Below are 25,063 nucleotides of genomic sequence, written 5' to 3'. Positions count from 1 at the left end.
GATGTGGGCATAGATGGCGTTGTAGGTTGTAATGCCCAAAGACCAGAACATTTCGTTCGCAACAGCAGGCATCACCGTTGTAATCACGCGGATGAAGAACGCCTTGTCGAAGGAGAAAAATGTCAACGGGTTTGCGGCGAGGGGAGTCTTCTGAGTGTAGATAAAGATCAGAAGCAGAACCAGTTCCAAGGTCCAGCCTGATGCGGTGCCAATCGCTGCGCCGCGGACTCCCAGCGCAGGAAGTCCGCCAATGCCGAAGATCAATCCATAGCCAAGAATCGTCTTAAAGATCAAGGCAGAAACGGTCGCAACAACGGTCAGCCGAACGAGTTGAATACTGCGCAGGATCGCGATGTAGGAAGTGGCGATGGCGATCGGGATATACGTAAAACCAACGATGCGAAGATAACTGCTTCCAAGACGGATGACTTCGGCATCTTTTGTATATAAGCCAAGTATGATCTCTGGCATGAGCGTTGCCACAAGGGTGAAGATGAACGCAACAGATATGGATAAGATCAGACTCATGCCCAGCACTTTACGGATCGGCTCGATCTCCTGCTTGCCCCAAAATTGCGCGGTAAAAATTGACATGCCGCTGGTCGCGCCAAAGAGAATCAGGATCAGCACGAAGAAAATCTGATTTGACAGTCCCAGCGCGGCGATGGAGGTCTCGCCCAATTGCCCGACCATGATCACGTCGATCATGTTGAGCGAGGCGTTGATAAGCTGTTGAAATGAAATGGGAATCGCGATCACCAGCAATTCACGGATAAAGGAACGGTCTTTGAGAAAGGAAAGATTCATGGGGAAAATGCAAATGATGAAAGAGGAAGGATGAAAACAGAAAGCAGAAGGCGGCTCAAGGGACAGTTATAAAAGGTGTCTAACCGCCGACTGGTCACTGATTACTGATCGCTAATTTACTGATCTTCCGGCGCGTCGCGGACAATATAAAGCGGCCTGCCTTTGGCTTCGTCGTAAAGGCGGCCAATATACTCGCCGAGAATGCCAAGCGAAATTAATTGCACACCGCCAAGGAAAAGCACCGAGATGAGGGTTGTCGTTTGACCTTCAAAGAAGTGCGAGCCTGCCAGGCGCAAGGCAACGACTATGGGAATGGCAAGAATTGAAATTCCAGCCGAGACGAACCCAAAATAAGTGGCAACCTGTAATGGGAAATATGAAAAGCCTGTGATGGCATTCAGCGCCAGTTTGAGCATCTTACGGAACGGATATTTGGTCACGCCTGCCACGCGCGCGGCGCGTTTGTAAGTGACTCCGATCTGTCTGAACCCAACCCAGGCAGACATGCCGCGCGGAAAACGATGACGTTCCTTCATCTGCTTGAGCACATCCACGACTTTGCGATCCATCAAGCGGAAGTCGCCTGTGTCTACGGGAATCTTCACATCCGTGATGCTGTAGATGATCCTATAGAACATGGCGGCTGTGAATTTTTTGAACCACGATTCACCTTCGCGTTCGCCGCGCACGGCGTATACGACTTCGTAGCCTTCCTTCCATTTCTTTGCCAATTCAAGGATCACTTCGGGCGGGTCTTGCAAATCCGCATCAATGATGACGATCGCATCGCCGCGCGCATAATCCCAGCCTGCGGTGATGGCAACCTGATGCCCGAAGTTGCGCGCAAAGATGACTGGGCGCACGATCTTATCTTTTTTCGCCAGCTCACGGATCTTCTCAGTCGAACCGTCGGTTGAGCCATCATCCACGAGGATAAGTTCCCACGCTTCCCCTGAAGAATTCATTACTTCTTTTACACGGCGGTAAAGTTCAGGGAGATTCTCGATCTCGTTATAAATGGGCGCAATAATGGAATACGTAATTTTCATTTATTTTTTTCCTGCATCTCTTGCTCAACAGCGGGGACTGCGCGCCTTGATTTGATCTTCTCCGGCGGCGCGACAAACTGCTGACTGCCATCGTCGCCAAATGGAGGCAGACCCAGTACACGGCGGCGTAAATATTCGAGGATCACGACCACAGAAGCCAGGACCGGCACAACCAGCAGCGCCCCCATAATCCCTTCAAGGATCGTGGCGATCATGATGGCGATGAAGATCAAGGCTTCATTCATGTGAACACTGCGTCCCATGATGTAAGGCCGCAGCCAGAAATTCTTCAAATTGATCAACACCAAATAAACAATAAAAACGATTCCCGCCACCAGGAAGTTTGAAAGCGGGATCCAACTGGAACCTTCCAACAAAGCTACAGCCATTGTCAATATGACAGCCACAAAAGGCCCCACGTCAGGCACCAAGGTGAACAGTCCCGCGATCACACCCAGGACCAATGCGCCGGGAATTCCCATAATGACCCAGGCAATCGTAAAAACGATCCCAACGATGATCATCAAAACGATCTGCCCGCGCAGGTAAGCCATCCATACGCCGCGGACACGCCTGTACAACTCACGCAGATCATCGTGATAAGACGAAGGAGACATCTCCAATAAGCGCACACGAATGTGAGGCCACTCACTCATAAATAAATGCACAGCCACAATGATCACCAAAAACCACAACACACCGACAGAGGTTGTTTCAAGCAACGCCAGGGCTTTCTCCGGGATCGGAGTAAGCACCGCGTTCTGCACATTCGCCAGACTCGCCCCAAGCTGCTCAAAATGAAAAACCATGCCCCCAAACCGCACAGGCTGTATCAGAATCGCGCTGATCTCGTTGGACAGATCCAACAAATCCTGCGCGACAATTTTAATTTCATCAAAGAAGATCGGTGTTAAGGTGGAAGGGACGCCCACCAACAAGATCAAGGAAGAAAAATAGACGATATTCACGGCCGCAGTTCGTGAAAGCTTTGTCCGCTCCATTAAAAAATTAACAGCGGGGCTGATCAGATAGGCGACAAATGCCGCAATGATCAATGCCTTAACGGCATCGCGCGCGTAAAGCAACAGCGCAATGATCGCGACAAAGAGAATCAGACCCGTCACATAGCGAAACGGCAGACTCCAGGCTGGTTCATTATTTTTCATAAAATCTTTTTCACCGCTTCCAAAGTAGGTTCAATGATCGGGGCAGACTGGACAGCCTGCATTGCCGCGCGGACATCCTTCAATCCGCTGCCGGTATTCATAACGAGGACGGGATCATCGCTTCCGACTACGCCCGAGCCTGCCGCTTTGACCAGACCCGCATACGCCGCCGCCCCGGCAGGTTCGGGAAAGATACCCATCCTGCCAAGCTCCGCGATGGATTTGATGATCTCATCATCGGATACAGTGATATATGTTCCGCCAGTCGCTTTCGCTGCCCGCACCGCGCGGACACCATCTCGCGGCAGGTCAACTGAAATACTATCAGCGATCGTTGTGGCAGAGACCGGGGTAATTATCTCTGTATTTGCATTAAATGCATTCGCAATCGCAGCAGACTTTTCCGCCTGCACACCGATGATGCGCGGCATGGTTTGGATCCAACCCAAAGTAAGCAAATCCTTGAAGCCTTTATGAATACCAGAAATTATATTGCCATCCCCCACTGAAACAAAGACAGTGAGGGGAGCATGATCGTCAAGCTGCTTATCCTTTTGATGCCACTCGCGATGAGCCTCCAGCCACCACTCCCAAATTTCAAAAGCAGCGGTCTTTTTGCCTTCCAATGTAAATGGATTGTAGCCAGTGTTACGGCAATACCACCCAAATTCATTCGACGCTTTGACACTCAGATCAAAGGCCTCATCATAAGTCCCATCCACAAGGATCACTTTCGCGCCAAAGACAAGCAATTGCGCCACTTTGGCCTGTGGAGCGGATTTGGGCGCAAAGATGATCGCTTTCTGCCCAACCGCAGCAGACATGCCCGCCAGCGCCGCGCCAGCATTCCCTGTGGATGCTGTCACAACGATCTCAGCTTTGAGTTCACGAGCGCGGGTCACAACGATTGCGCTGGCGCGGTCTTTGAAGGACGCGGTTGGGTTGCGCGACTCGTCTTTTAGCCAGAGATGCTTGAGGTTGAGTTTTTCTGCCAATCGCGGCAGAGCAAACACCGGCGTCCAGCCTGCGGCATGCAAAGGGGTAGAATCACCCTCAGGTTCATCCACAGGCAAAAGAGGCAGATACCTCCAAAGTGAGGGCTCAGTCCGCGATGTAATATCTTCGGGGTGGAATTTCTTCTTTATGTGTTCATAATCCGGGATGACATCAAGATTGCCGCCATCCTTCGGGCAGATGTATGTGACCTGACCGGGCAGGTATTCGGATCCACAAATTGAACAGCGATAGCCAGTGAATTTATTCATAGTTAGCCCTTTTCTTTGCCTGATTTTACCCGATATACAAGCAGACTTGTAAAAAGGACTCTCAAGCTAAAAACCTTGAGAGTCCTTTTGATATGTCAGCGATTTATTTTCTTTTTTTTACTTATTTTCCCTCTCCCATAGCTCATTCGCGATCAACTCCTGATCCACAGGTGTTCTGTCAATCCGCACGCCGACTGCGTTGTAGATGGCGTTTGTGATGGCGGGTGTGGTTGGGATGCTGCACACTTCGCCCACGCCTTTCGCACCGTAAGGACCTGCTTCAATAGGATGTTCGACGACGATGGAGGTGATCTCTGGGGTCAGCATAATGCCAGGCACACGGTAACGGGCGAGATGGTCTGTGATCACGTTGCCGTTCTCGACGATGAATTCTTCGGTGAGACAGTTGCCGAGTCCCATCATCACGCCGCCTTCGATCTGTCCCTGCAAGCCGAGCGGATTAACCGCCATGCCCACATCATTGGCTGAGATGACTTTCAGCACGCGCACTTCGCCTGTCAGCTTATTGACTTCGACTTCAGCAGCCTGCACACCGAATGAGAAAGCAAAGTGCATGTCACCGCCTGTGCCAAGGGGTTTGAGTCTTGGGCGCTTCATACATATAGCGCACGAGCGGATTTTTTCCCGCGGCTTTCATTTCTTTATAAATTTCCGCGTATGTCAACGAATGTCCGTTGACATGGACAACGCCATCCGCAAAGCGAATCTGTTCGGGACGGACATCGTACTTTTCAGCCATCGAGGCAGTGATCTCATCGCGCAGAGTCTTTGCCGCATAACGAGATGCATTGCCTGTGACGAATGTTTGACGTGATGCAGTCGTTGGGCCGCCGTTGGGAGTCAAGTCGGTGTCCATGACAAGGACGCGCACTTTTTCAGGAGCGACCGCCATTTCTTCGGAAACGATCAAACGCATGACGGTCACGAGTCCCTGACCGAGTTCAGCGGCTGAACTGCGGACCTGGAACGTGCCGTCTTCGTAGAGTTCAACATCCGCGCCAGAGATATCGGGAGCGCCGCCGCCGAGTCCGGTGTTCTTGTAGGCAGAGGCAAAGCCCCAGGCGCGAATCAGGTTCGGGTTGGCAGAGTCAACTACCGGCGTGAAAGGATCCGAGTTGTGCTTGCGCATCTCCGCATCCACACGGTCAATACATTCCATCAAACCCACAGACTCTTTTAGTTCCTGTCCCGTGTTGGTGATGCTTCCAACGTGCAGTGCGTTCATGCGGCGTAGTTCAACACGTTCAATATTTAATTTTTCGGCGAGCATGTCCATCATGGACTCAACAGCAAACGCAGATTGCGTCACGCCGAAACCGCGGAACGCGCCCGCGGGCGGATTGTTGGTGTACATGGCGTAGCAATCAGCGCGGACGTTCTCCACATCATACGGACCTGCGGCGTGCGTGGTGGCGCGGGTCATGACCTTTTCGCCGAGCGACGCATACGCGCCCGTGTCGCCGTAGAGTTCTGTATCCACCGCAACGAGGCGGCCATTTTTCATCGCACCCATCTTGACGCGGATCTGTGTGGCGTGGCGTTTGGGGTGTACGAGCAAACTTTCGTGACGATCAAAGAGCAGCTTCACTGGGCGCTGGGTCACGTTCGCAAGCAGGGCAACATGGATCTGCCCCATGATGTCTTCCTTGCCGCCGAAACCGCCGCCCATCAGCTGACCCACAATGCGGACACGCTCTTCATCCCAGCCCAACGCGCGCGCAACCTGTGTTTTATCCTGATACGGAATTTGCGAGCCAACGTAAACTTCCATGCGGCCATCGGGCAGCGGCACGCCAATACTGCATTCGGGCTCGATGAAGGCGTGGTCAGTGGTCGGCGTGTGGAAGGTATGTTCAAAAACAATATCAGCTTTTGCAAAGCCAGCGTCCATATCACCCTTGCGGACTTTGATGTGCTTGAGCAAATTTCCTTTTTCGTGAATTTGCGGAACGCCATCCTGCCGCGCTTGAACTGGATTCGTAATAACAGGCTGGAGATTAAATTCCGCTTCGATCAACACCGACGCCTGCTCGGCAATATCCTGAGTTTCGGCTGCAACGATGGCAAGAGCGTCGCCCACATAGCGGATGCGCTCGCCGACGCCGACCATTACCGGCCAGTCGTAAATGACCAATCCATGATTGTGTTCACCGGGAATATCATCAGCGGTTAGAACGGCCAATACACCAGGGAGGGCTTTCGCTTTGGAGATATCGAGTTTTGTTAAGAAACCATGTGGGATCGTCGCGCGGCGGGCTTTGGCGTATAACATGCCGTCAAATTTCAGGTCATCAGTGTAGATGGCCTCGCCGGTTACTTTTTCCACAGCTTCCGGGCGCAAATGACTGTGCCCAACTGTTTTGTGATCGTGGATTGAATCAGGAATATGCGTCGGTTTCTGGACGGGTTCGCCAGTTCGCAAGGCTTCGGCCGCGGCGATAATGGCATTCTCAATGGACGGGTAACCCGCGCAGCGGCAGAGGGTATCCTTAAGCGCAAAGCGAATGTCGTCGCTGTTTGGATTCGGATTGCGTTTAATCAAAGCATACGCGGTCATAATTTGACCAGGGATGCAGAATCCGCACTGGACTGCGCCTTGTTCAATAAAGGCTTCCTGCAACGGATGCAGTTTCATTTCTTCGTGAACGCGCTGGGCAAGTCCCTCAATGGTGACAATGGTCTTGCCATCGGCGCGCTCGGCGGGATAGACACAGGACATCATCGGCTCGCCATCTACAAGGACGGTACATGCGCCGCACTCGGCTTCTTCACAGCCGATCTTGGTGCCGGTCAGGCGCAGCCGTTCGCGCAGGAGGGTTGATAAAGTCTCGCCCGCGATAGGTTCGATAGAATACTTTTGCCCATTAACTGAAAAATTTATGTTTGACATACCATTAATCCTTATTCTGCGCGTTTCCACGCGGTCTCGAATACATCACTAAATAATCCACCAACGGTATGCTTGCGGTAGTCTGCACTGGCGCGGCGGGCGCTGGTGCGGAATTTAGCCTGGCCAAGAAGAGATTCTATTGTGCGGTTTAGTGCATCGCTGTTTACTGCTTGTCCTCGCAAGGTTGCTTCCGCTTCCGTGGCGCGGAAAGGAGTAGAACTGCCGGGGCCGACGGCGATGTGAATATCTTTGACAATATCGCCTTCACGTTCAAGCCAGACGGCGCAGTTCAAAATGGGCAAAGCCACGCCCTGCGGACGCATGATGCGCTTGAAGCAGGAGGCTTGTCCCGTCTTGGTTTGTTTGAGATAAAAGCCAACGATGATCTCTGAGCTTTTATTGATCGCAGATTTTCCGGGGCCAAGAAATAATGATGTGAAGGGCATTCGGCGAGTCCCAGCAGAACTGGCAACTTCAGCTTGCGCTTCGAGGGCAGTCAGGGCGATGGTCCCATCTGCGGCGGGGAGGGCGTGCGCCACATTACCGCCGAGCGTGGCGGTGTTGCGGACTTGCGGGCCTGCGATCAAGTTACAGGCTTCGACCAATGCCTGGGCGTGCGCACCAGTTAACGGGTCCAGTGCGACGCGGTTGACCGGGACGGCAGCTCCGATGTAGAGTTCATCCCCTCTCAATTCGAGCAGGGACATCTCCGGGACAAAAGTCAGATCAATTAATGTGTGGACAGGGGCGTGGCGGCCTTGTTTCAAGTCGAGCAATAGATCGGTTCCGCCCGCGATGGGCATGACGGGACCTGATGCGGATGTGAGCGCTTGGATTGCTTCCGTGACGGAAGCTGGCCGTTTATATTCTTGCCATAGGTTCATAGGTGGTGTCCTTCCTTTTTTGGGACGGCGGCACTTTTCGATGGATCGCGAAACTGTCCAACGCCGCTGCTGCACTTTACACGCGCAGCGAGCGACCACCGAACCGATGGAGTGAAATTGTACTACTTTTAAATTTTAAGCAGGGGTCTTTTCCTCGGGCTGCACACCCGCCATTAACAAGCCAAGCCTTTCACGGGTCGCATCCTGACGAGAGAGAATATCCATGACCCTGCCTTCGTAGAGCACGGCAACACGATCGGATAGCGCAAGGATCTCATCGAGGTCTTCGGAGATCAGCATGACAGCCGCGCCGCGCTTGCGCTGGTCAAGCAATTGTTCACGCACATATTCGGTCGCGCCGATGTCAAGTCCGCGGGTGGGCTGGGCGGCTATGAGCGCGCGGGGGTTTCTGGAGATCTCGCGGGCAAGCACGATCTTTTGGATGTTACCGCCTGAAAGATTCTTTGCGTGAGTTTCCTGTGACGGGGTCTTTACATGGAACTGCGCTATTAATTTATCGGAATGCGTGAAAATATTCTTCAATTTCAAAAAGCCTGAACTGGAGAATGGCAGTTTATGATGTTCACGCAGGATCATATTTTCAGCGACGGTGAAGTCCTTGATCATGCCGTCGCGCATTCTTTCCTCTGGAATGTAGGATAACATTCGTTCGGTCAACTGGCCGGGCTGAAGGTTCGTTACATCCCTGCCTTCAAGGTAGATCTTTCCGCTGGTTACTTTTCGCAGGCCGGCAATCGTGTCCGCCAGTTCACGCTGACCATTGCCAGACACACCGGCGACCCCAAGGATCTCGCAAGAATGGATCTCAAGGCTGACTTCGCGCAGGCCGGGCGTTCCGCGGTCACTGCCGCAGGAGACCCGATCCAGTTTCAGACGGACTTCGCCGCATTCGACATCGCCGCGATCCGGGGCGAAATCAACATCATGACCGACCATCCAATTCGCCAGATCCTGTTTCGTGGTCTCGGAAGTCGGGCGTGTGCCGATCTTCTTTCCATTGCGAAGGACGGTCACACGGTTGCTGATCTCGACAACTTCGTGCAGTTTATGGGAAATAAAAATAAGTGCATAGCCATCCTTCACCATCTGGTGCATGATGACAAAAAATTCATCCACTTCCTGTGGAGTAAGAACAGCGGTCGGTTCGTCAAGAATAAGCAAGGCCGCGCCGCGATACAGCGCCTTGATAATTTCTACCCGCTGCTGCTGACCGACAGATAACTGCCACACATACGCATCGGGGTCGATCTTCAAACCGTATATGCCTGCCAACTCCAAAATCCGTTTGGATACGCGGTCGAGGTCAGTCAATGGGCCGCGGGAGGAGGGTAATCCCAAAGCCACGTTTTCTGCAACGGTCAGCGTAGGGACAAGCATGAAATGCTGGTGGATCATGCCAATCCCGTTATTGATCGCATCGGTTGGCGATGCAATGCTGATCGGCTTGCCATTCAACAAAACCTGACCTTCATCTGGATGGTACATGCCATACAGGATCTTCATCAAAGTGCTTTTGCCCGCGCCATTTTCGCCAAGCAGAGCATGGACTTCACCAGACTTCACATCAAAATCCACATGGTCACTGGCAAGTACGCCGGGGAATCTTTTGGTAATTCCGCGCATCTCAATGCTTTCGATACGGGTCTGGCCTGAAGGAAGTTTATTGGAATCGGTCATGGCGTCATCCTGAAATAAAACGATAAGCCTTCGGAAGTCTTGAGGACTTCCGAAGGCTATTAATATTATCCGTTATGGGAGAGCGATCGTGATGGTTCCGTCGATAATCCCTTGAATGGTTGCATCAGCCAAAGCTTGGGCTTCGTCAGAAAGGGCGTAATCGGAATTAAATTCGATCACCTGTCCGCCATTGGCGAGGTTGGCAGAGAAGGATTGTCCGCCCATGGTGCCAGCCTGAATGAGGCCGATCATCTCGTTGAGCATGACTTCCCAGTGGTAAACCTGGCTGGCCACAACAATCGACGGGGCGAGTGAAGCCTGGTTGGATTGAGTTCCGAACCAGAGGGCATTCGCTTCTTCAGCCTTACCGATCGCGCCAACAACCATCTGGGCGGAACCGGTCAAGACATCAGCGCCGGCGGAGATATGGGTGGTGGCAGCTTCAGAGGCAAGCGCAACATCCGAGAAGGAACCAATGTAATTGACATTGACCTGAACAGCGGGATCAGTCGCGGCAACGCCGGCTTTGAAACCGTCAACATACAACTTGGCATCGCCGGTTTCGATCGGTCCTACAACGCCGATGACTTTGCTTGTGGAAAGAGTGGCAGCCAACACGCCGTTGACATAGCCGCCTTCCTGAGACAAAGCTTCATAGGCGAAGATATTGGGCTGACCAAAAGTGTCCACCGTGGTGCCCCAGGCAAAGCTGGTCTCGGGGAAGTCAGGAGCAATTTCCTGCAGGGAGGAACCGTATTGTGAGCCGTGAGCGATCACCAGGTCAAAGCCCTGAGTGGCGTAGTCACGGATGGCAGCAGCGGCATCATCCACAACGAACATGCCTTCCGAGTAAACGAACTCAAAATTCTCTGCGCCCATTTCTTCCTGAACGCGGACGAGGGCATCGTACATGGACTGACCAAACGCGAGATCAGTGGTGGAACTGGGCATTACCACAGCGACGCGGAACGGTTCAGCGGCCACAACAGGGGCTTCGGTTGCGGCGGGAGCCTCGGTGGCAGCGGGAGCTTCAGTCGCAGCAACAGGAGCTTCGGTCGCTTCTGGGGTGGGGGCGCCGCAAGCGCTCAAAACAAGTGCCAGGGTGAGCAAAAACCAAACGAACTTTTTCATCTTCTTCTCCTTAAATATGGGTGGTTATCTTTCGACGGGACAATTGTCCTGTTTGGAAATTCAGATTGACATGTTTAATCGGTTGACCACCTCCTTCGCATGGATTAATCGCCCCGCTCAAAGGGTTTCGTCAACGCTGACGGAGCGCGAACTTTCGACACAGTTGCGACCAAAACCAGGATCGTAACGACATACGGCATCATCACCGCAATATCAGAAGGAATGGGAATGCTCAAGACCTGCACCCATAATTGTAATGAATTGATCAAGCTGAATAACAGCGCGCCGCCCAAAACACCGATGGGACGCCACGCGCCGAAGTAAACCAGCGCAACGGCAATAAAGCCAAGTCCGCTGGTCATGTTCTGCTGGAAGACATTGAGCAAGGCGATCGACATGGATGCGCCCGCCACACCGGAGAGAGTCCCGCCGAGGATAATGGTGAAGTATCGAATCCGTGCCACGCTCACGCCCAATGAATCCGCCGCATCCGGGTTCTCCCCTACAGAGCGGATCTTCAGTCCAAGCGTTGTCTTGTTCAACACGAACCAGGCGATCGGGACAAGCAGATAGGCAATATACACAAGAATATTTTGACTAAAGAATATCTTTCCAATCCCCGGAATGTCGCTCAAGAAAGGAATGTAAACTTCAGGAAAACCTTTGACCGTTTCCACAGTTCCCATCAACTTTTGGAAAAGCAGATCGCTCATCCCAAGACCGAAGAGATAGAAACCGATGCCGCTAATACCCTGCTCGGCATGCAAGTTGACGGTCACATACGCCATGGCGAGTCCCATCAATGCGCCGACGATCATGGCGGTCAATAAACCCAACCACAAGTTACCCGTTGTAAGCGCCACATAGAAGGCGGCAAAAGCGCCCAACAGCATTTGCCCTTCGACACCGAGATTTAGCACGCCGCTTTTTTGCCCGAAGGTCTCGCCGAGGGCCGCAAACAAATACGGCGTGGATAGGCGGATTCCAGATGCCAAAATGCCAACCAATACAGTGACAGTAAAAAGATCTGAGATCATGAACCTGCCTCCACTTGATTAACCTGCTTGCCATTCGATGGAGGCGGAGCAGATTCGTTCTCATGCTTGGCAACCGCTTCCCTCCTTCGCTGTCTTCTCTTACGGATGATCTCGCTGCTGACGACGAATACAACCACCAACCCATTCAGGGCAGTGATCAAAGCCGATGGGACCTGTACAACTCTTTGCATCTTATTGGCGCCGACCAGCAGCGCGCCAAACAGGATCGAAGCAGGAATGGTTAAGATCGGATGCAGACCTCCAAACAAGGCAGCCACGATCCCATTGAAACCGGCGCTCCCCGTAAAGCCTGACGAAGACCCGTCTGTGATCATGCGATAGTTCACACCAAAGACTTGAGTCGCGCCGGCCAGCCCTGCAAACGCACCGCTCAACAATAAGGCAAGCACCATGTAACGCTTAACATTGATCCCCGCATAACGTGAAGCATGTTGATTCTGTCCAACCGCGCGGATACGGTAACCAAGAGTGGTGCGCCATAATAGAATGTAAACCAATATGGCAAGGATGACAGCGATCAAAGCCCCAAGATGAAGGCGGGTTGGAGCAAGGCGCGGCAAGCGGAAAATCTCCTCCAAACGCGCAGTCTGGGGAATTTGCGAAGCCATTTCCGCCTGCGCAGGATCGATCATCGGTCCACGCAAAAGGAAGTTCATCAACTGCACCGCAATGGCGTTCATCATCACGGTGCTTAAAATTTCATTTACACTGAAATATGCTTTCAATACCCCCGGAATACCACCCCAAATCGCGCCGCCCAAAAAACCTGCCAGCATGGATAAAGTAATCGTCAGCCAACCGGGCAGCCCGGTGAAATTCAACCCAACCCAGGTCGCGAGGACTGCGCCGATGATCATCTGCCCTTCACCGCCAATATTGATCACATCGCCACGAAATGAGATGCAAATGCCGATCCCAACCAAAAGCAAGGGTGTCGCTTTGACCAGGGTTTCCGCAAAAGCGTTGGTACTGCCAAATGCGCCATCCCAGAGGGCTTTATACGCCTCAACGGGATTAACCTTCAAAAAGAACAACATGACCGCGCCAAGAAGCAAAGCTATCATCGCGGCAAATACTGGAAGAAGCGTGTCGATCAGGCGGGAAATCCATTCACTTTGAAGTAGTTTTTTCATGGCCAGATACCTGTCTCCTGTACCATCTCAGTATACTGAATCCGTCTACAAGTTGTCAGACATTTTGTAACAGGAATTATATGATTTTTGTCCAGAAAATTACAAAACTGTTAGATGTAATATGAAATCTCCCTTCGGCGTGAAGTCAAAGGGAGACGGATAACCGAATCCAAATTTATCAGAGCCAGATTACTTTCCGCGCTCTCCGCGAATGTACGGATTGCCAAGAGCGGCTGGCGCGCCAATGCGTTTTCGCATGGCTTCGCGTGAACCAATCACAAGCACAACGACTGTGAATAGGTACGGCAGCATCTGGAGGAAAAATCCCAGGTAGGGATTGTAATAAAAGGGATTATTAAAACCGAAGAGAAGAAGCGGGCCTTGAATATCAAGAATAAGGCGCCGCAGTGCGCCAAAGGCATATGAACCCAAGGCCGCGCGGACAGGGTCCCATTGAGCAAAGATAACCAAACCGATCGCAATCCATCCCTGCCCGCCAGTGGTCAATTCACTGAACCAGCCCGGAGATACTGCAAGACTGATCGTAGCACCTGCCAACCCAGCCAGCATCCCGCCAACAAAAACATAAAAATAGCGCATACGGAAAACGCTGATACCCAGAGCATCCGCAGCCGATGGATACTCACCCACCGCGCGCAAATGCAAACCGGGACGCGTGCGATTTATGTAATACCATGATAGCGGAACCAATAAATAGCCAATGTAAACCAGCACGCTTTGACTGGTAAAAAATATTTTTCCAATGACCGGGATTAACGAAAGTAACGGAATGGAAAAATTTGGAAGAAGCGAAACGGTACCGGCTTTGCTTAATCCCTCGCCCAATACAAGGCTAATGCCTGCACCCAGAAAAGTGAGGGACAGCCCGCTGACAACCTGATCAGCCTGAAGGGTGATCACAATAAAGGCATGGATCTGGCTGACAAGCCCGGCAAAAAACATTGCCACCAGAACACCCAGCCACGGATTACCTGTGGCAATGGTTGTACTAAATGCGCTCATCGCACCAATCAACATCATACCTTCGACGCCAAGATTCAGAACACCGGCACGCTCTGAAAATAATTCCCCTATGGTCGCGAACAACAGCACAGTTCCACTTGCAATCCCTGCCTGTAAGATGATCGTAAAATCCATAATTATTCCTCCCCGCGTTCAACAACGATACGATAGCGGAGCATAAAATCGCTGGCGATCAGACAGACTAATATAATGCCTTGAATCATTTTCGGAACGCCTGAAGGCTGAATTTCACGCCCTGCCAGGATCAACGCTCCAAATAAAATTGAAGCGATAATGATAACCAGGGGGTTTAATTTTGCCAGCCAGGCCACGATAATTCCTGTAAAGCCATATCCAGCCGCTATGGGAGCGGTCTGCAAACGATGGACAACGCCGGTCACCTCAGACATGCCGCCCAGTCCAGCAAGCGCACCGGAAAGCATCATGACCCAGATAATATTCTGTTTTATATTGATACCCGCATATTGCGCAGCATGCGGATTGTCACCGATCAAGCGGATCTCATACCCCCAGCGGCTGCGGAATATCACGATCCACAAAATGATCGCGGCGATAATGCCGATCACCAGACCCGCGTGAGTGGTAAGCCCACGAAAAGCGGGGAAAGTCTTAGCGAAATCCGTTAAACGAGGCAGACTGGCTCCATCTGGAAACTTGGGTGACATTTGGAAACCACCTTCTGTCCAAACGCCGAAGATCCAAAAATTTACCCAAGCCACCGCGACGTAATTCAGCATTAAAGTACTGATGATCTCATTAACATTAAATTTTGCTTTTAGATATCCTGGAATGAAACCCCATAAAGCACCGGCTGCCATACCCGCCAGCATCATCACAGGGATAAATATCCAACGCGGAGTCTCGGCGGGCAGTACTGGAGCAAGCACAATGGCACTTGCTCCAAATGCGCCCATGATAAATTGACCTTCAGCACCAATGTTCCACAACTTCATGCGGAACGCCACCGAACAAGCCAACGCCGCAAGAATGATCGGAGTCGCCTTCACGATCGTATCTGAAAGCACACCAATATCGCCGAAAGACGCCTTTGCAATATGCTGATAGGATCGGATCGGGTCACCGCCAGCGAAGGATATCAATACGCCGCCGAGAATAAGCGCTACGACGATGGCACCGAGTGTTACCGCCGCCGGATACCAAGCGGGGGGTTCACTTAATCGCGGTTCGATCCGAATACGGAAAGGCGGGCGTTTCTTATTTACAACTGTTGTCTCAGCCATGTGCTGCCACTCCTTCTTTTTGGATTTGATCGAGCGGAGTGCCGGTCATCATCTGGCCGATCGTATCAACCAGCGCCTCATCATGCCCATCACCCTTGATCATTACCTCCCCCATGATCTTTCCTTCGTAAATCACATATACTCGGTCACTCAAGGAGAGTAATTCTTCCAACTCCTCAGAGACGAGCAAGACCGCAGCGCCAGTTTCGCGTTGAGCCAGCAGCAAACGATGGACTCCCTCTATCGCGCCGACATCCAGCCCACGGGTAGGTTGAACCGCGACCATGAATGATGGCTGCCCGGAAATCTCACGGGCAAGGATCACACGTTGAAGATTTCCACCTGATAGTAGTCGAACCGGTGTTGACACACTCGGTACTACGATATCGTAGGCTTGCCTAAGCTCATTGGCAAGTTTTGTAGCCGCCTTCATATCCAATAAGCCGTTCTTCAAAATGGGCGGCTTGCGGTATTTTTTCATAATAACATTGTCAGTAATACTCAAGTTGGGAGCACTGCCAACATGTGTGCGGTCTTCCGGAACATACGCCATACCGTGTTGAATGCCATAGAGGGTGCTGTGGTTGCTGACCGTATCTCCGCCAAGCAAAACCTCACCCTTCTTGCACTCGCGCATCCCTGAAATTACCTGGGACAGCTCGCTCTGGCCATTGCCAGCAACACCAGCCACACCCACAACTTCACCTGCGCGAACATTAAGGGATAGTCCGCGCAAAGCGGGCAGGCCTTTATCATTATCGGCGTAAATATCGCGTACATCCAATACTACATCCCCCGGATTGCATGGTTTTTTGTCAAGCGCAAAGATCACATCGCGCCCAACCATCAAACGCGCCAGTTCCTGGCGTGACACTCCTTTTGAAGCTACGCCAGATGCGGTTGCAATTCCCTTGCGCAGCACACTTACACGGTCGGCAATCGCGCTGACTTCCTGCAATTTGTGGCTAATGAAAATAACAGATTTCCCCTGGGCGATCATGGCTCGCAAAGTTTCAAATAAACCTTCAATTTCTTGCGGCGCGAGCACAGCCGTAGGCTCATCCATGATGAGTACATCCACACCGCGATAAAGCATTTTTAGAATTTCAACACGTTGTTGTTCCCCCACCGATAATTGCCATATCTTCGCGCGCGGGTCCACTTTCAGCCCAAAGCGCTCGCCCAAGTCGGCGATCTTTGAATCATATTCAGATAAGCGCATAAAAAAACGCGGAGCATCCAAACCGAGCAATATATTCTCAGTGACCGTTTGCGAAGGCACAAGCATAAAATGTTGATGCACCATGCCAATCCCGGCCTTGATCGCATCGCGCGGCGATGAAAAAACCTTCGGCTCGCCCTTAACAAAGATAGTGCCCGCCTCCTGACGATACAACCCGGCCAGTACATTCATCAAGGTGCTTTTGCCTGCGCCATTCTCGCCCAGCAAGCCGTGAATCTCTCCATGCGCCAACTTGAAATCAACATGGTCATTGGCAATTACGCCAGGAAAGCGTTTGACAATGCCGCGCATTTCTATAATATGGTTTTGTTCTGGTGTTGAGGAGATTTGTTGTGTCACTGAGTTACTCCTGCGATCCGTTATGTAGTCTTACACAAAGACATTTTACAAAAAGGGCTAGAACCCCAACGGAGTCCTAGCCCTAGCATTACATCAATCTTATTGGGGGAGCTCTGCGGTAATACCTTCAGCCCACCACTTCATACAGACTGCCACAGTACACGGCAGACCATATTCTGGGAAAGCATCAAGGTCAACCTGCTCAAGCGCTTGGCCGGCAGGGAGCACCACATTACCCTTATTATCGTTGATCGGGCCGGTAAACACATCAAAGCGGGTAAATTCGCCTGCGAGCATTTGAGCAAGTGTGTCCTGCACCTTGGCGATCACCTCAGGATCGAGATCCTTTACTCCGGGCTGCATTTCCTGGCCTTCCATGAAACCAAACAAACCTAAAGCGCCAGTTTCAGCATCAAAGTAATCATAACCGGGAACATAAGTGCCTGCGATCACTTTTTCCGTGATGCCTGCGTAAATCGGACCCCAAACCCAGTATGGAGCGGTCAAACAAGCGTCCACTTTGCAGGAGCCGTACCAGTCATAGGTCACGCCCCATTTTCCCTTTTCCTGAGCAACATCAGCAACAGCGGGGGTATCCGCGCCGGTGAAGACGACTTGCGCGCCAGCATCAAAGAGGGAAGCAGCGGCTTCTTTTTCAATAATGGGATCGTGCCAGGTATTGATCCAGCGGACATCCAAAGTACATTCAGGGCAGGTCTGCTTCATACCTAATGCAATGGCGTTACCAAGGCGGATTTCTTCCGGGATCGGGAAGGTGGCCATATAACCGAGCTTGGGATTTCCATCCTGCTTGGCGCGGGCACCAGCCAGCATACCAGCCAAATACTTCATATCTTCCATGGCGCCCATCAGGTTACCAAAGTTTGTGAAGTTGGACTTGATACCTGTCAAATGGATGAACATTGTGTCAGGGAATTCACCAGCCACGACTTCCATCGGGTCACCAAAACCGAAAGATGTTCCAAAAATCAAATTGAAACCTTTGCGGGAAAGGCTGCGGAAGACCTGTTCTGAATCGGCACCTTCAGGAACATTTTCAATATAGGCGATGTTTACATTCGGCACATTTTCCTGAATATATACGAGGCCTTCGTAATGAGCCTGGGACCAACCACCGTCATCGTGCGGTCCGATCAAGACCATGGCAACGTTGAATTTGCCTTCAACTACTTCGGGGATCTGGAAACCTTCAGCAGCCGGGGCCTCGGTTGCGGCGGGAGCTTCAGTTGCAACGGCAACGGGAGCCTCTGTTGCGGCGGGCTTTGCGCCACCACAAGCAGAAAGGACGAGCATGAGTGCCAGAGCGATAATCGCGAGGCGGGAAATATTTTTATGCATTCTTCTTCTCCTATTGAAATTTGAACTTACCATACAGGACTAACAACATCTATATTTTTTCTCGGCCTCCTTCTCAATTTGTATGGACAATATTAACGAAAAGGGACACTTTTGTATAGTACCTTTTATATTATAAACTTTTAAGGCAAACACTCAAATTTATTTTGTACTATATCCATAGTGACTTTCTGCTCTCGGGTGCTCTCAGTTTCGCGCGCGATACGGGTCCATAATTTACAGAGCGGCGGGCCAACAAATTTTTTTGATATTTTATAAGAAACATCGGATAATTCTAATGCCTTTTCCCAATCTCCATTATGGGCATAGCCTTCAATAAAAACAAATCTTTCGATCGGATCATTGGGATAATCTTCCAAGGCAAAAGCTGTGTTACCTAGTTCAACGACTTGTCCCCAATCTCCCATCTGACGCGCCAATTCAGCCTGCTCAAAATAATAACACCAATTATATTCTGGTTCATCGCCGTAAAATTGCACGGGTAGTTCAGCCTGCCTGTCAAATAAGATCACTGCCTGGTTTGAGTATTGATCAATATTGCGCAGGGACTCTGGCAGCAGCCGGTTAACCGAATCTATTTCAGGATCGAGCACACGCAAACAGCCGGGCGGCTCGTACTTAAACATGACAATATTTGAAGTACTGCCATAAAATGTTGGTCCCACATAATACAACTGATGCGGCTGACCGGGTTCAAGGTTTGGCAGGGTTTTGCCAACACGAACGGACGCAAAATATAAAATCACGTTCATTTCGCCGGGCGGGCTGTATATCCAATTCAATGGTCCGGATAATGAATTATCTGAAAAATATGTAACGGGCAGATCGTTGGAAATTAAGATGGTGCCTTTTTCCAATGCAGGAATACGCGTGGACATTTGCCAAAATAGATTCTGCTGGGTTTTCCAATCACTGCGAAAAATTTCTTCCAAACGGAATTGCCTGCTCACAGCGAAACCGATCAATAACGCCAGGAGGATCATTTGTGTCCGCTGATTTTTGATCAATGCTATCAAGCAAGCCAGGATCAAACTCGCTCCCAGCATAAAGGGAAGCATAAAACGATCGATCGAAAAATTGAATTGTGGAACGATCCCAATCAACCAAACTGACCCGCCTGACAATCCCCAAAAGACCAGACCGATCAACCCAGCCTGTTTGGCAAAGTCGCGATCATTTAAATCACCACGATCCGTGAACTTGAAAAGATACAACCCGACTAGAACAATGACCGAGAATAACAGGACCAGCATCATGGTCAGCGTGAGCGGACCGAAGCCAGTCGTACCAATCGTGCCGAAGGAATAGATCCAAACTCCAAATACTGTCCGCCAAAAACTAATGGCGACATTGTTGATCAGGTGTAATAAACCAGAGAAAAAATCATCTCGAAGAGCATCCAGCAAAACATATTGATAACTGGCATTTTGGAAAGTAAAGAAGAACATGCGCCAAAATGTTATGCCAAGAAAAATAAATAAATACGGTGAAAAATATAAAACTGCTTTTTGCAAACGGACTTTATTCGTCCCCAAGAAAGATTCGCCAGAACAAAAATAATCGCGCGAATTCGAGAAAATAAAAATATTCCATCGTCAGCAAATTTACCGCAGCCAATAAATACGACGCAGCAAATAAAAATACACGATACTTTTCAGAACGTAAAGCGCGCAGGGATAGATAAAGTGATAACAAATAACATGACAATACAATGTAGAAATGACTGTACATCATGGAGATGAAATGCTGCCCCATGCCTGGGTAAACAAGAAATAACAGACTGGCCCACAATGCAGGGCGCGGGTGTTCAGGCCACAGCAGGCGTAAGATCAGCCAGAACAAGAGCGCAGTGACCCAGCGTAAACCCAATGCCAGTAATTGCCAAACCCAGGGATTTGGTCCAATTACTGGCATTGTAAGTTGATAGATCATTCCCCAGAAGGGACGGCTGGTTGAGAAGGTTTTCGTTAATACATCCGGGCCGAGGCGGTAATAGATCCACGCCCAGGGAAATTCATCCCAATAAAAACCGCGCTTCCAGAAGAACAAGCCATAGGTCAGCACGGCGATGAAAAGCATAAACCACACGGCGCTGCGTGATGTAAATTTTATTTTGTTCAGCCGTTCAGCCCATTTTTTCATCAAAACTATGCAACGATCCAAGTACCTGTCTCACCCTTCAGGGCACGGCCAATATTTTCAGGATTGGTGATAAGCGCTTCCTTGCCGCCATTTTCAAGATACCAGATAACTGCCTGGATCTTGGGTGCCATGGAACCTTTGGCAAAATGGATACCTTCAGCCAGATACGCCTTGGCTTCGGCAAGTGAGATCCTATCCAGCCATTTTTGCTCGGGCTTGCCAAAGTTGACGGCAACTTTTTCAATCGCCGTTGAGATGACAAACAGGTCCGCATTTATTTTTTGAGCTAATAATGATGAGGCGTAGTCTTTGTCCACTACCGCGGCGATGCCTTCATAGTTCCCATCACCAGGGTCGACAACTGGAATACCACCGCCGCCGACTGTGATGGTGACGATGCCCTTCTCAAGAAGAGTCTCAACAGTTTCAAGCTCAACAATTTCCTTCGGCAATGGAGAAGCAACCACCCGCCTCCAGCCGCGACCTGCATCCTCGACCACGCTCCAGCCTTGCTCACGCTGGCGGCGCTCCGCTTCTTCTTTGGTCATGAATCCGCCAATCGGCTTGGCTGGTTTTTGAAAGGCGGGGTCGGCCTTGTCAACCAGAGTCTGCGTAATGATGGTGACCACCTTTTTCTTGATTCCGCGTTGATAAAGGATATTTTGCAGGTTCTGCTGAAGCGCATACCCGATCGCACCCTGGCTATCCGCACCGCACACATCAAGCGGAACTTCGTGCATCCCTTCAACGCGGGCAGCGATCTCGGAGCGCCGCAAGATGAAGCCAACCTGCGGACCATTACCATGACCAATGGCAACTTCCCAGCCCTGCTCGATCATATCCGCGATATGCAGGGCTGTTTCCTTGGCGGCTTTGTATTGGCTTTCAACAGTGACATTCTTTTCATCAATAATCAGCGAATTACCACCGATGGCGATTACGGCAAGTTTATTGGTCATTAATAAATCTCCTTATGATATAGGGGCGGGGTAACCCGCCCCTACTCTTTTAGGCCATCGTCAAGGCCATCACGGCTTTCTGCGCGTGCAGGCGGTTTTCTGCTTCATCAAATACCACGGACTGCGGACCATCCAGCACGCTGCTGGTGACTTCAACATCACGATCGGCAGGCAATGGGTGCATATAGATCGCGCCGGGCTTGGCGACTTTAAGTTTCGCATCATCCATCAGCCAGTTCTTGTACATATCTTGTAATTTCTTGCCTTCAACTTTATCAGTCGTGGTCAAAAGCGGACCCCAGGACTTGGCGTAGATCACATCCGCATCCTTGCAGGCTTCGGTCATGCCATCTTTGGTATCAATGATCTCAAAATTGGTGCCTGCGATCTTTGCCTGCTCTTTTGCCTGTTCCACGATCTCGGGCATGAGTGGGAACTCGGGCGGATAGGCAAGAGTCACGTCCATGCCAAAGCGCGGCATTTGGAGGATCAGGGATTGGGGAACGGAGATCGGCTTGAGATAGGATGCAGCATACGCCCAGGAAACAACGATCTTCTTCTTGCGCAGATCTTTGCCTTTCTTTTCCATGATGGTCATCAGGTCAGCAAGACACTGGAAGGGATGATAAATGTCGCATTGCATATTCAAGACAGGCGTGCGGCTGGATTTGGCAACGGCGTTCAAATATTTATTGCCATCACCATAATCACAATGGCGGATCGCAATGCCATCGAAGTAACGCCCAAAGATCTCGCCAATTTCCACGGGGGTATCGCCGTGTGAGATCTGGGTGGTGTTGCTGTCAATGAAGGCTCCATGACCGCCCAACTGCGCCATGCCCGCTTCGAACGATCCGCGTGTGCGGGTGGATGAGAAGAAGAACAACATCGCGAGCACCTTATCGCGTAAATAAGGATGCGGTTCGCCAAGCGCACGCTTGCGTTTCAAGTCCCAGGCTACTTCCAGAACAGTTTCGACTTCCTCTTTGGTGAAGTCAAGGTCGCCGATGAAATCACGACCGCGAAAATTTGTTTGCATAATATAGTCTCCTTGTTTTTTTCTGAAGTAATTGCTCACTTCATAATTTATTGATTCACTCTTAATGCTTCGCCTTTTATAAAACTGCCGTCTTCCCAATACAATCTTGCACCTTCGCAGTAACTAACAGCATCGCCCCAGGTGGAAAAATCAACATGAGGTAGGCAACCCACAACACCCAGTTCGACCACGCCGCCGTGATTAATGACCAGCGCTGATCTGCTTTCAGAGATCACTTCCAGCACGCTTTGATAATATCGAACCAATTTTTGCGCGTATCTGGAGGCAGCACCTTTCTTTGTTATGATCTCAGCGTAATTTACAAAAGGCTGAGGCCATGGAGCTTCCATCTCCACATCGCGTCCGTAAGTGTTCATCAATTCGTTTTGCTCATCCACGGCAAAGCCCATCGCAATGGCAGTCTCAAATGCGCGCGGAAGCGTGGAAGTCACCACACGGTCAAACGGACCGATATTCTGTCCGACCAAACGCGCAAGCGTTATGCCTGTTTGATTCAGGTGGTCGCTCATGGCAGAGCGGATCGAGTGGCGGCGAATTTCGAGTATCTTCATTAACCTGCAATGAGACTCGGAAGGATCGCGTAGAACTCTGTCGCCTTGACCATATCTGCCAAAGAGACGGAATCTCTGACTGTGTGTGCTGTCTCTTCGTCACCGGGGCCGAACCCAATGGAGGGAATACCCGCTTTACCAGCCCAGTAAATGCCGTTCGTGGAGAAACTCCACTTGCTGCTGGGGGCATCGGTCAAACCAATGGTTGTCCGTGCCAGCTGGCCCGCAGTTACGAGCGGATGTTTTTCATCCAAAGCCCAGGCTGGGAAATATTTATCAACAGGGAAAACGAAACCAGTATAGGAAGGCTCATCGTAAAAGAGTTCTTCCACTTTGACCGTATCCTTGAATTCAGCGGGGATCAGATCCTCGACCTGTTTCTTGACCTGTTCCTTTGTTTCGCCAAAGGTCATGCGGCGGTCTATATAAATGATGGCCTCATCGGGCACAGCATTGATGGAAGGAGTTTGCACCTTCATATCGCTGACCGTGATCTTGCCATGCCCCAAGAATTCATGGTCGCCAAGTTTAGGTTCAAGGTCTCTAATACCAGTGATAACAGGCAGTAATTTATAGATCGCATTATCGCCAAGGTGATTGCTCGCGGCATGTGCGGACTTGCCTTTGGCCGTGACCTTCATTTCAAGGCGGCCTTTATGACCACGATACACATTCATCTTGGTCGGCTCACCGATCACGACAAAATCTGGTTTGATATTTGGGTCAACTTCCACGAATGTATTGGGGGCGATGCCGTCACACCATTCTTCCATATTACCGAAGTAATAAGCGGTCCAGCCATCCAACAGACCCAGGTCACGCGCAATGGCCAGGCCATAGACCATGCCCGGTGTACTGTTCTTTTCATCACAGGCTCCGCGCGCGTAGAGAATACCGTCTTCCACTTTTCCGATAAACGGATCCCATTCCCATTCACTCGGGTCACCCACGCCGACCGTGTCAATGTGTGAATCGAACACGATCACTTTCTTGCCATTGCCAATACGACCAATGGTGTTGCCCATCTTGTCAAACCGCACTTCATCATAGCCAAGTTTTTTCATCTCGGCTTGAATGCGCTCACCCACAGGACCGATCTGCGATTCCATGGACGGAATGGCGCATATCTCACGCATGAACTTGATGATGTCGTCACGGGATGATTCCACACGCTTTTGAATTTCTTGAATTTTGTCTGTCATGATTTTCTCCTTATTAGATTACAGGTTTTCAAGTTTACAGGTTTGAATGTTTCAACCTAAAAACTTGCAAACTTTTTAACGATTTTTTAGCTTCCCACACGCCGCACAATATGAAAATGGAAATATCCCGGAATAAAGTAGCTTAAGGAATAATCCACCACCTTGCCTTCGCCATCGAACAATTGCGAATAAAAATGCAATAAGACATCGCCGCGCTGAATTTCAAGCGCCTTAGCGACTTCTGCCGTCGCGCCAATTGCGCTAACATTCGCGCGGGACGATGCCAGAGAATCGCCGCGAGCCTGTAAAAAATCGAGCACAGAACCGTGAAAATTTGCGGGCAGATCTTCAACATGCATCGAGTTCTCTGGCAATATATCAACCAAATAAGCAACCGGGCGGCTGTCGGTATTGACGACACGCTGCACCCGCGTCAAACGCGTGCCCACAGGAACATCCAAGGCGGCGGCAAGATCTTCATCAGCCAAAACCATCTCAACATTTAATTTAGTGACTGAAACTTCAAAGCCGAGGCGTTTTGCCATTGTCTCAAGGCTTTCAAGTACTTCAAGGCCGCTATCAAGCGCGGGAGATTTACCAACCACAAACGTGCCCGAACCCTGACGGCGGCGAATCAGACCCTGCGTTTCAAACGAGCGCATTGCTTCGCGAAGCGTGGCGCGTGAAACGCCCAGCTCTTTCGCAAGCTCGGGTTCAGATAATAAGCGCTGTCCTGCAGGCGTACGCGCAATCAAAGCGGCAAGGTCGGTTTGCAAACGGTGAAATGGGAAATTTGACATATT

Annotated in this window: 22 protein-coding genes; all 22 read right to left on the bottom strand. The window is 50.7% G+C overall.

The features are described 5' to 3' along the window. Nucleotides 1-807: MATE family efflux transporter (locus tag IPL17_RS09935; protein ID WP_345306931.1), on the bottom strand; the 807-nt coding region annotated here is incomplete at its 3' end. 116 nt (nucleotides 808-923) lie between these two features. Further along, on the bottom strand, nucleotides 924-1,856 hold the full coding sequence (locus IPL17_RS09930; protein ID WP_345306930.1) for a glycosyltransferase family 2 protein: 933 nt from the start codon (nucleotides 1,854-1,856) through the stop codon (nucleotides 924-926). Further along, nucleotides 1,853-3,022 carry an AI-2E family transporter gene (locus tag IPL17_RS09925; protein WP_345306929.1) on the bottom strand — a complete coding sequence of 390 codons (1,170 nt, stop codon included), beginning with the start codon at nucleotides 3,020-3,022 and terminating at the stop codon, nucleotides 1,853-1,855. The genes IPL17_RS09930 and IPL17_RS09925 overlap by 4 nt, the downstream gene beginning before the upstream one ends. Next, nucleotides 3,019-4,287, bottom strand: coding sequence for a threonine synthase (thrC, locus tag IPL17_RS09920; protein WP_345306928.1), 1,269 nt, complete (start codon nucleotides 4,285-4,287; stop codon nucleotides 3,019-3,021). Before thrC ends, IPL17_RS09925 begins: the two co-directional genes overlap by 4 nt. Nucleotides 4,288-4,404: 117 nt before the next feature. Beyond that, nucleotides 4,405-4,863, bottom strand: a complete 459-nt coding sequence (locus IPL17_RS09915) for a molybdopterin cofactor-binding domain-containing protein (protein WP_345306927.1) — start codon at nucleotides 4,861-4,863, stop codon at nucleotides 4,405-4,407. Nucleotide 4,864: 1 nt separating this feature from the next. Continuing rightward, nucleotides 4,865-7,198: a molybdopterin cofactor-binding domain-containing protein gene (locus tag IPL17_RS09910; RefSeq protein ID WP_345306926.1), complete on the bottom strand. Its 2,334-nt coding sequence runs from the start codon at nucleotides 7,196-7,198 to the stop codon at nucleotides 4,865-4,867. Nucleotides 7,199-7,209: 11 nt separating this feature from the next. Continuing rightward, nucleotides 7,210-8,082 (bottom strand): FAD binding domain-containing protein, encoded by an 873-nt coding sequence (locus tag IPL17_RS09905; protein WP_345306925.1) that lies wholly within the window; start codon nucleotides 8,080-8,082, stop codon nucleotides 7,210-7,212. Between the two features lie 135 nt (nucleotides 8,083-8,217). Beyond that, nucleotides 8,218-9,780, bottom strand: a complete 1,563-nt coding sequence (locus IPL17_RS09900; protein WP_345306924.1) for an ABC transporter ATP-binding protein — start codon at nucleotides 9,778-9,780, stop codon at nucleotides 8,218-8,220. 72 nt (nucleotides 9,781-9,852) lie between these two features. Then, entirely contained in the window at nucleotides 9,853-10,911 is a 1,059-nt protein-coding gene (locus IPL17_RS09895) for a BMP family protein (RefSeq protein ID WP_345306923.1), read from the bottom strand. A 104-nt stretch (nucleotides 10,912-11,015) separates the two neighbouring features. Then, nucleotides 11,016-11,948, bottom strand: a complete 933-nt coding sequence (locus IPL17_RS09890) for an ABC transporter permease (protein WP_345306922.1) — start codon at nucleotides 11,946-11,948, stop codon at nucleotides 11,016-11,018. Further along, on the bottom strand, nucleotides 11,945-13,102 hold the full coding sequence (locus IPL17_RS09885) for an ABC transporter permease (protein WP_345306921.1): 1,158 nt from the start codon (nucleotides 13,100-13,102) through the stop codon (nucleotides 11,945-11,947). Before IPL17_RS09885 ends, IPL17_RS09890 begins: the two co-directional genes overlap by 4 nt. A 189-nt stretch (nucleotides 13,103-13,291) precedes the next feature. Then, nucleotides 13,292-14,260 (bottom strand): ABC transporter permease, encoded by a 969-nt coding sequence (locus tag IPL17_RS09880; RefSeq protein WP_345306920.1) that lies wholly within the window; start codon nucleotides 14,258-14,260, stop codon nucleotides 13,292-13,294. 2 nt (nucleotides 14,261-14,262) lie between these two features. After that, a complete protein-coding gene (locus IPL17_RS09875; RefSeq protein ID WP_345306919.1) occupies nucleotides 14,263-15,387 on the bottom strand; it encodes an ABC transporter permease in 1,125 nt (374 codons plus the stop codon). Further along, nucleotides 15,380-16,969, bottom strand: a complete 1,590-nt coding sequence (locus tag IPL17_RS09870) for an ABC transporter ATP-binding protein (RefSeq protein ID WP_345306918.1) — start codon at nucleotides 16,967-16,969, stop codon at nucleotides 15,380-15,382. Before IPL17_RS09870 ends, IPL17_RS09875 begins: the two co-directional genes overlap by 8 nt. Nucleotides 16,970-17,068: 99 nt before the next feature. Next, nucleotides 17,069-18,328, bottom strand: a complete 1,260-nt coding sequence (locus tag IPL17_RS09865; protein WP_345306917.1) for a BMP family ABC transporter substrate-binding protein — start codon at nucleotides 18,326-18,328, stop codon at nucleotides 17,069-17,071. Nucleotides 18,329-18,468: 140 nt separating this feature from the next. Beyond that, a complete protein-coding gene (locus tag IPL17_RS09860) occupies nucleotides 18,469-19,881 on the bottom strand; it encodes a hypothetical protein (RefSeq protein WP_345306916.1) in 1,413 nt (470 codons plus the stop codon). Further along, nucleotides 19,868-20,425 carry a hypothetical protein gene (locus IPL17_RS09855; RefSeq protein WP_345306915.1) on the bottom strand — a complete coding sequence of 186 codons (558 nt, stop codon included), beginning with the start codon at nucleotides 20,423-20,425 and terminating at the stop codon, nucleotides 19,868-19,870. The genes IPL17_RS09860 and IPL17_RS09855 overlap by 14 nt, the downstream gene beginning before the upstream one ends. Nucleotides 20,426-20,493: 68 nt before the next feature. Next, nucleotides 20,494-21,447, bottom strand: coding sequence for a carbamate kinase (arcC, locus tag IPL17_RS09850; protein WP_345306914.1), 954 nt, complete (start codon nucleotides 21,445-21,447; stop codon nucleotides 20,494-20,496). Between the two features lie 49 nt (nucleotides 21,448-21,496). Next, nucleotides 21,497-22,486, bottom strand: a complete 990-nt coding sequence (locus IPL17_RS09845) for an ornithine carbamoyltransferase (protein ID WP_345306913.1) — start codon at nucleotides 22,484-22,486, stop codon at nucleotides 21,497-21,499. 47 nt (nucleotides 22,487-22,533) lie between these two features. Beyond that, nucleotides 22,534-23,058: a histidine phosphatase family protein gene (locus IPL17_RS09840; protein ID WP_345306912.1), complete on the bottom strand. Its 525-nt coding sequence runs from the start codon at nucleotides 23,056-23,058 to the stop codon at nucleotides 22,534-22,536. Continuing rightward, the gene (locus IPL17_RS09835; protein ID WP_345306911.1) at nucleotides 23,058-24,260 is read right to left on the bottom strand and encodes a YgeY family selenium metabolism-linked hydrolase; all 1,203 of its coding nucleotides are present in this window, start codon (nucleotides 24,258-24,260) and stop codon (nucleotides 23,058-23,060) included. Before IPL17_RS09835 ends, IPL17_RS09840 begins: the two co-directional genes overlap by 1 nt. Nucleotides 24,261-24,346: 86 nt before the next feature. Beyond that, a complete protein-coding gene (locus IPL17_RS09830; protein ID WP_345306910.1) occupies nucleotides 24,347-25,060 on the bottom strand; it encodes a GntR family transcriptional regulator in 714 nt (237 codons plus the stop codon). Between the last annotated feature and the right edge of the window lie 3 nt (nucleotides 25,061-25,063).

Source organism: Candidatus Villigracilis saccharophilus (assembly GCF_016711665.1).
Note: the sequence above shows the minus strand (reverse complement) of the source record. Positions and strands in the feature narration are given on the sequence as shown.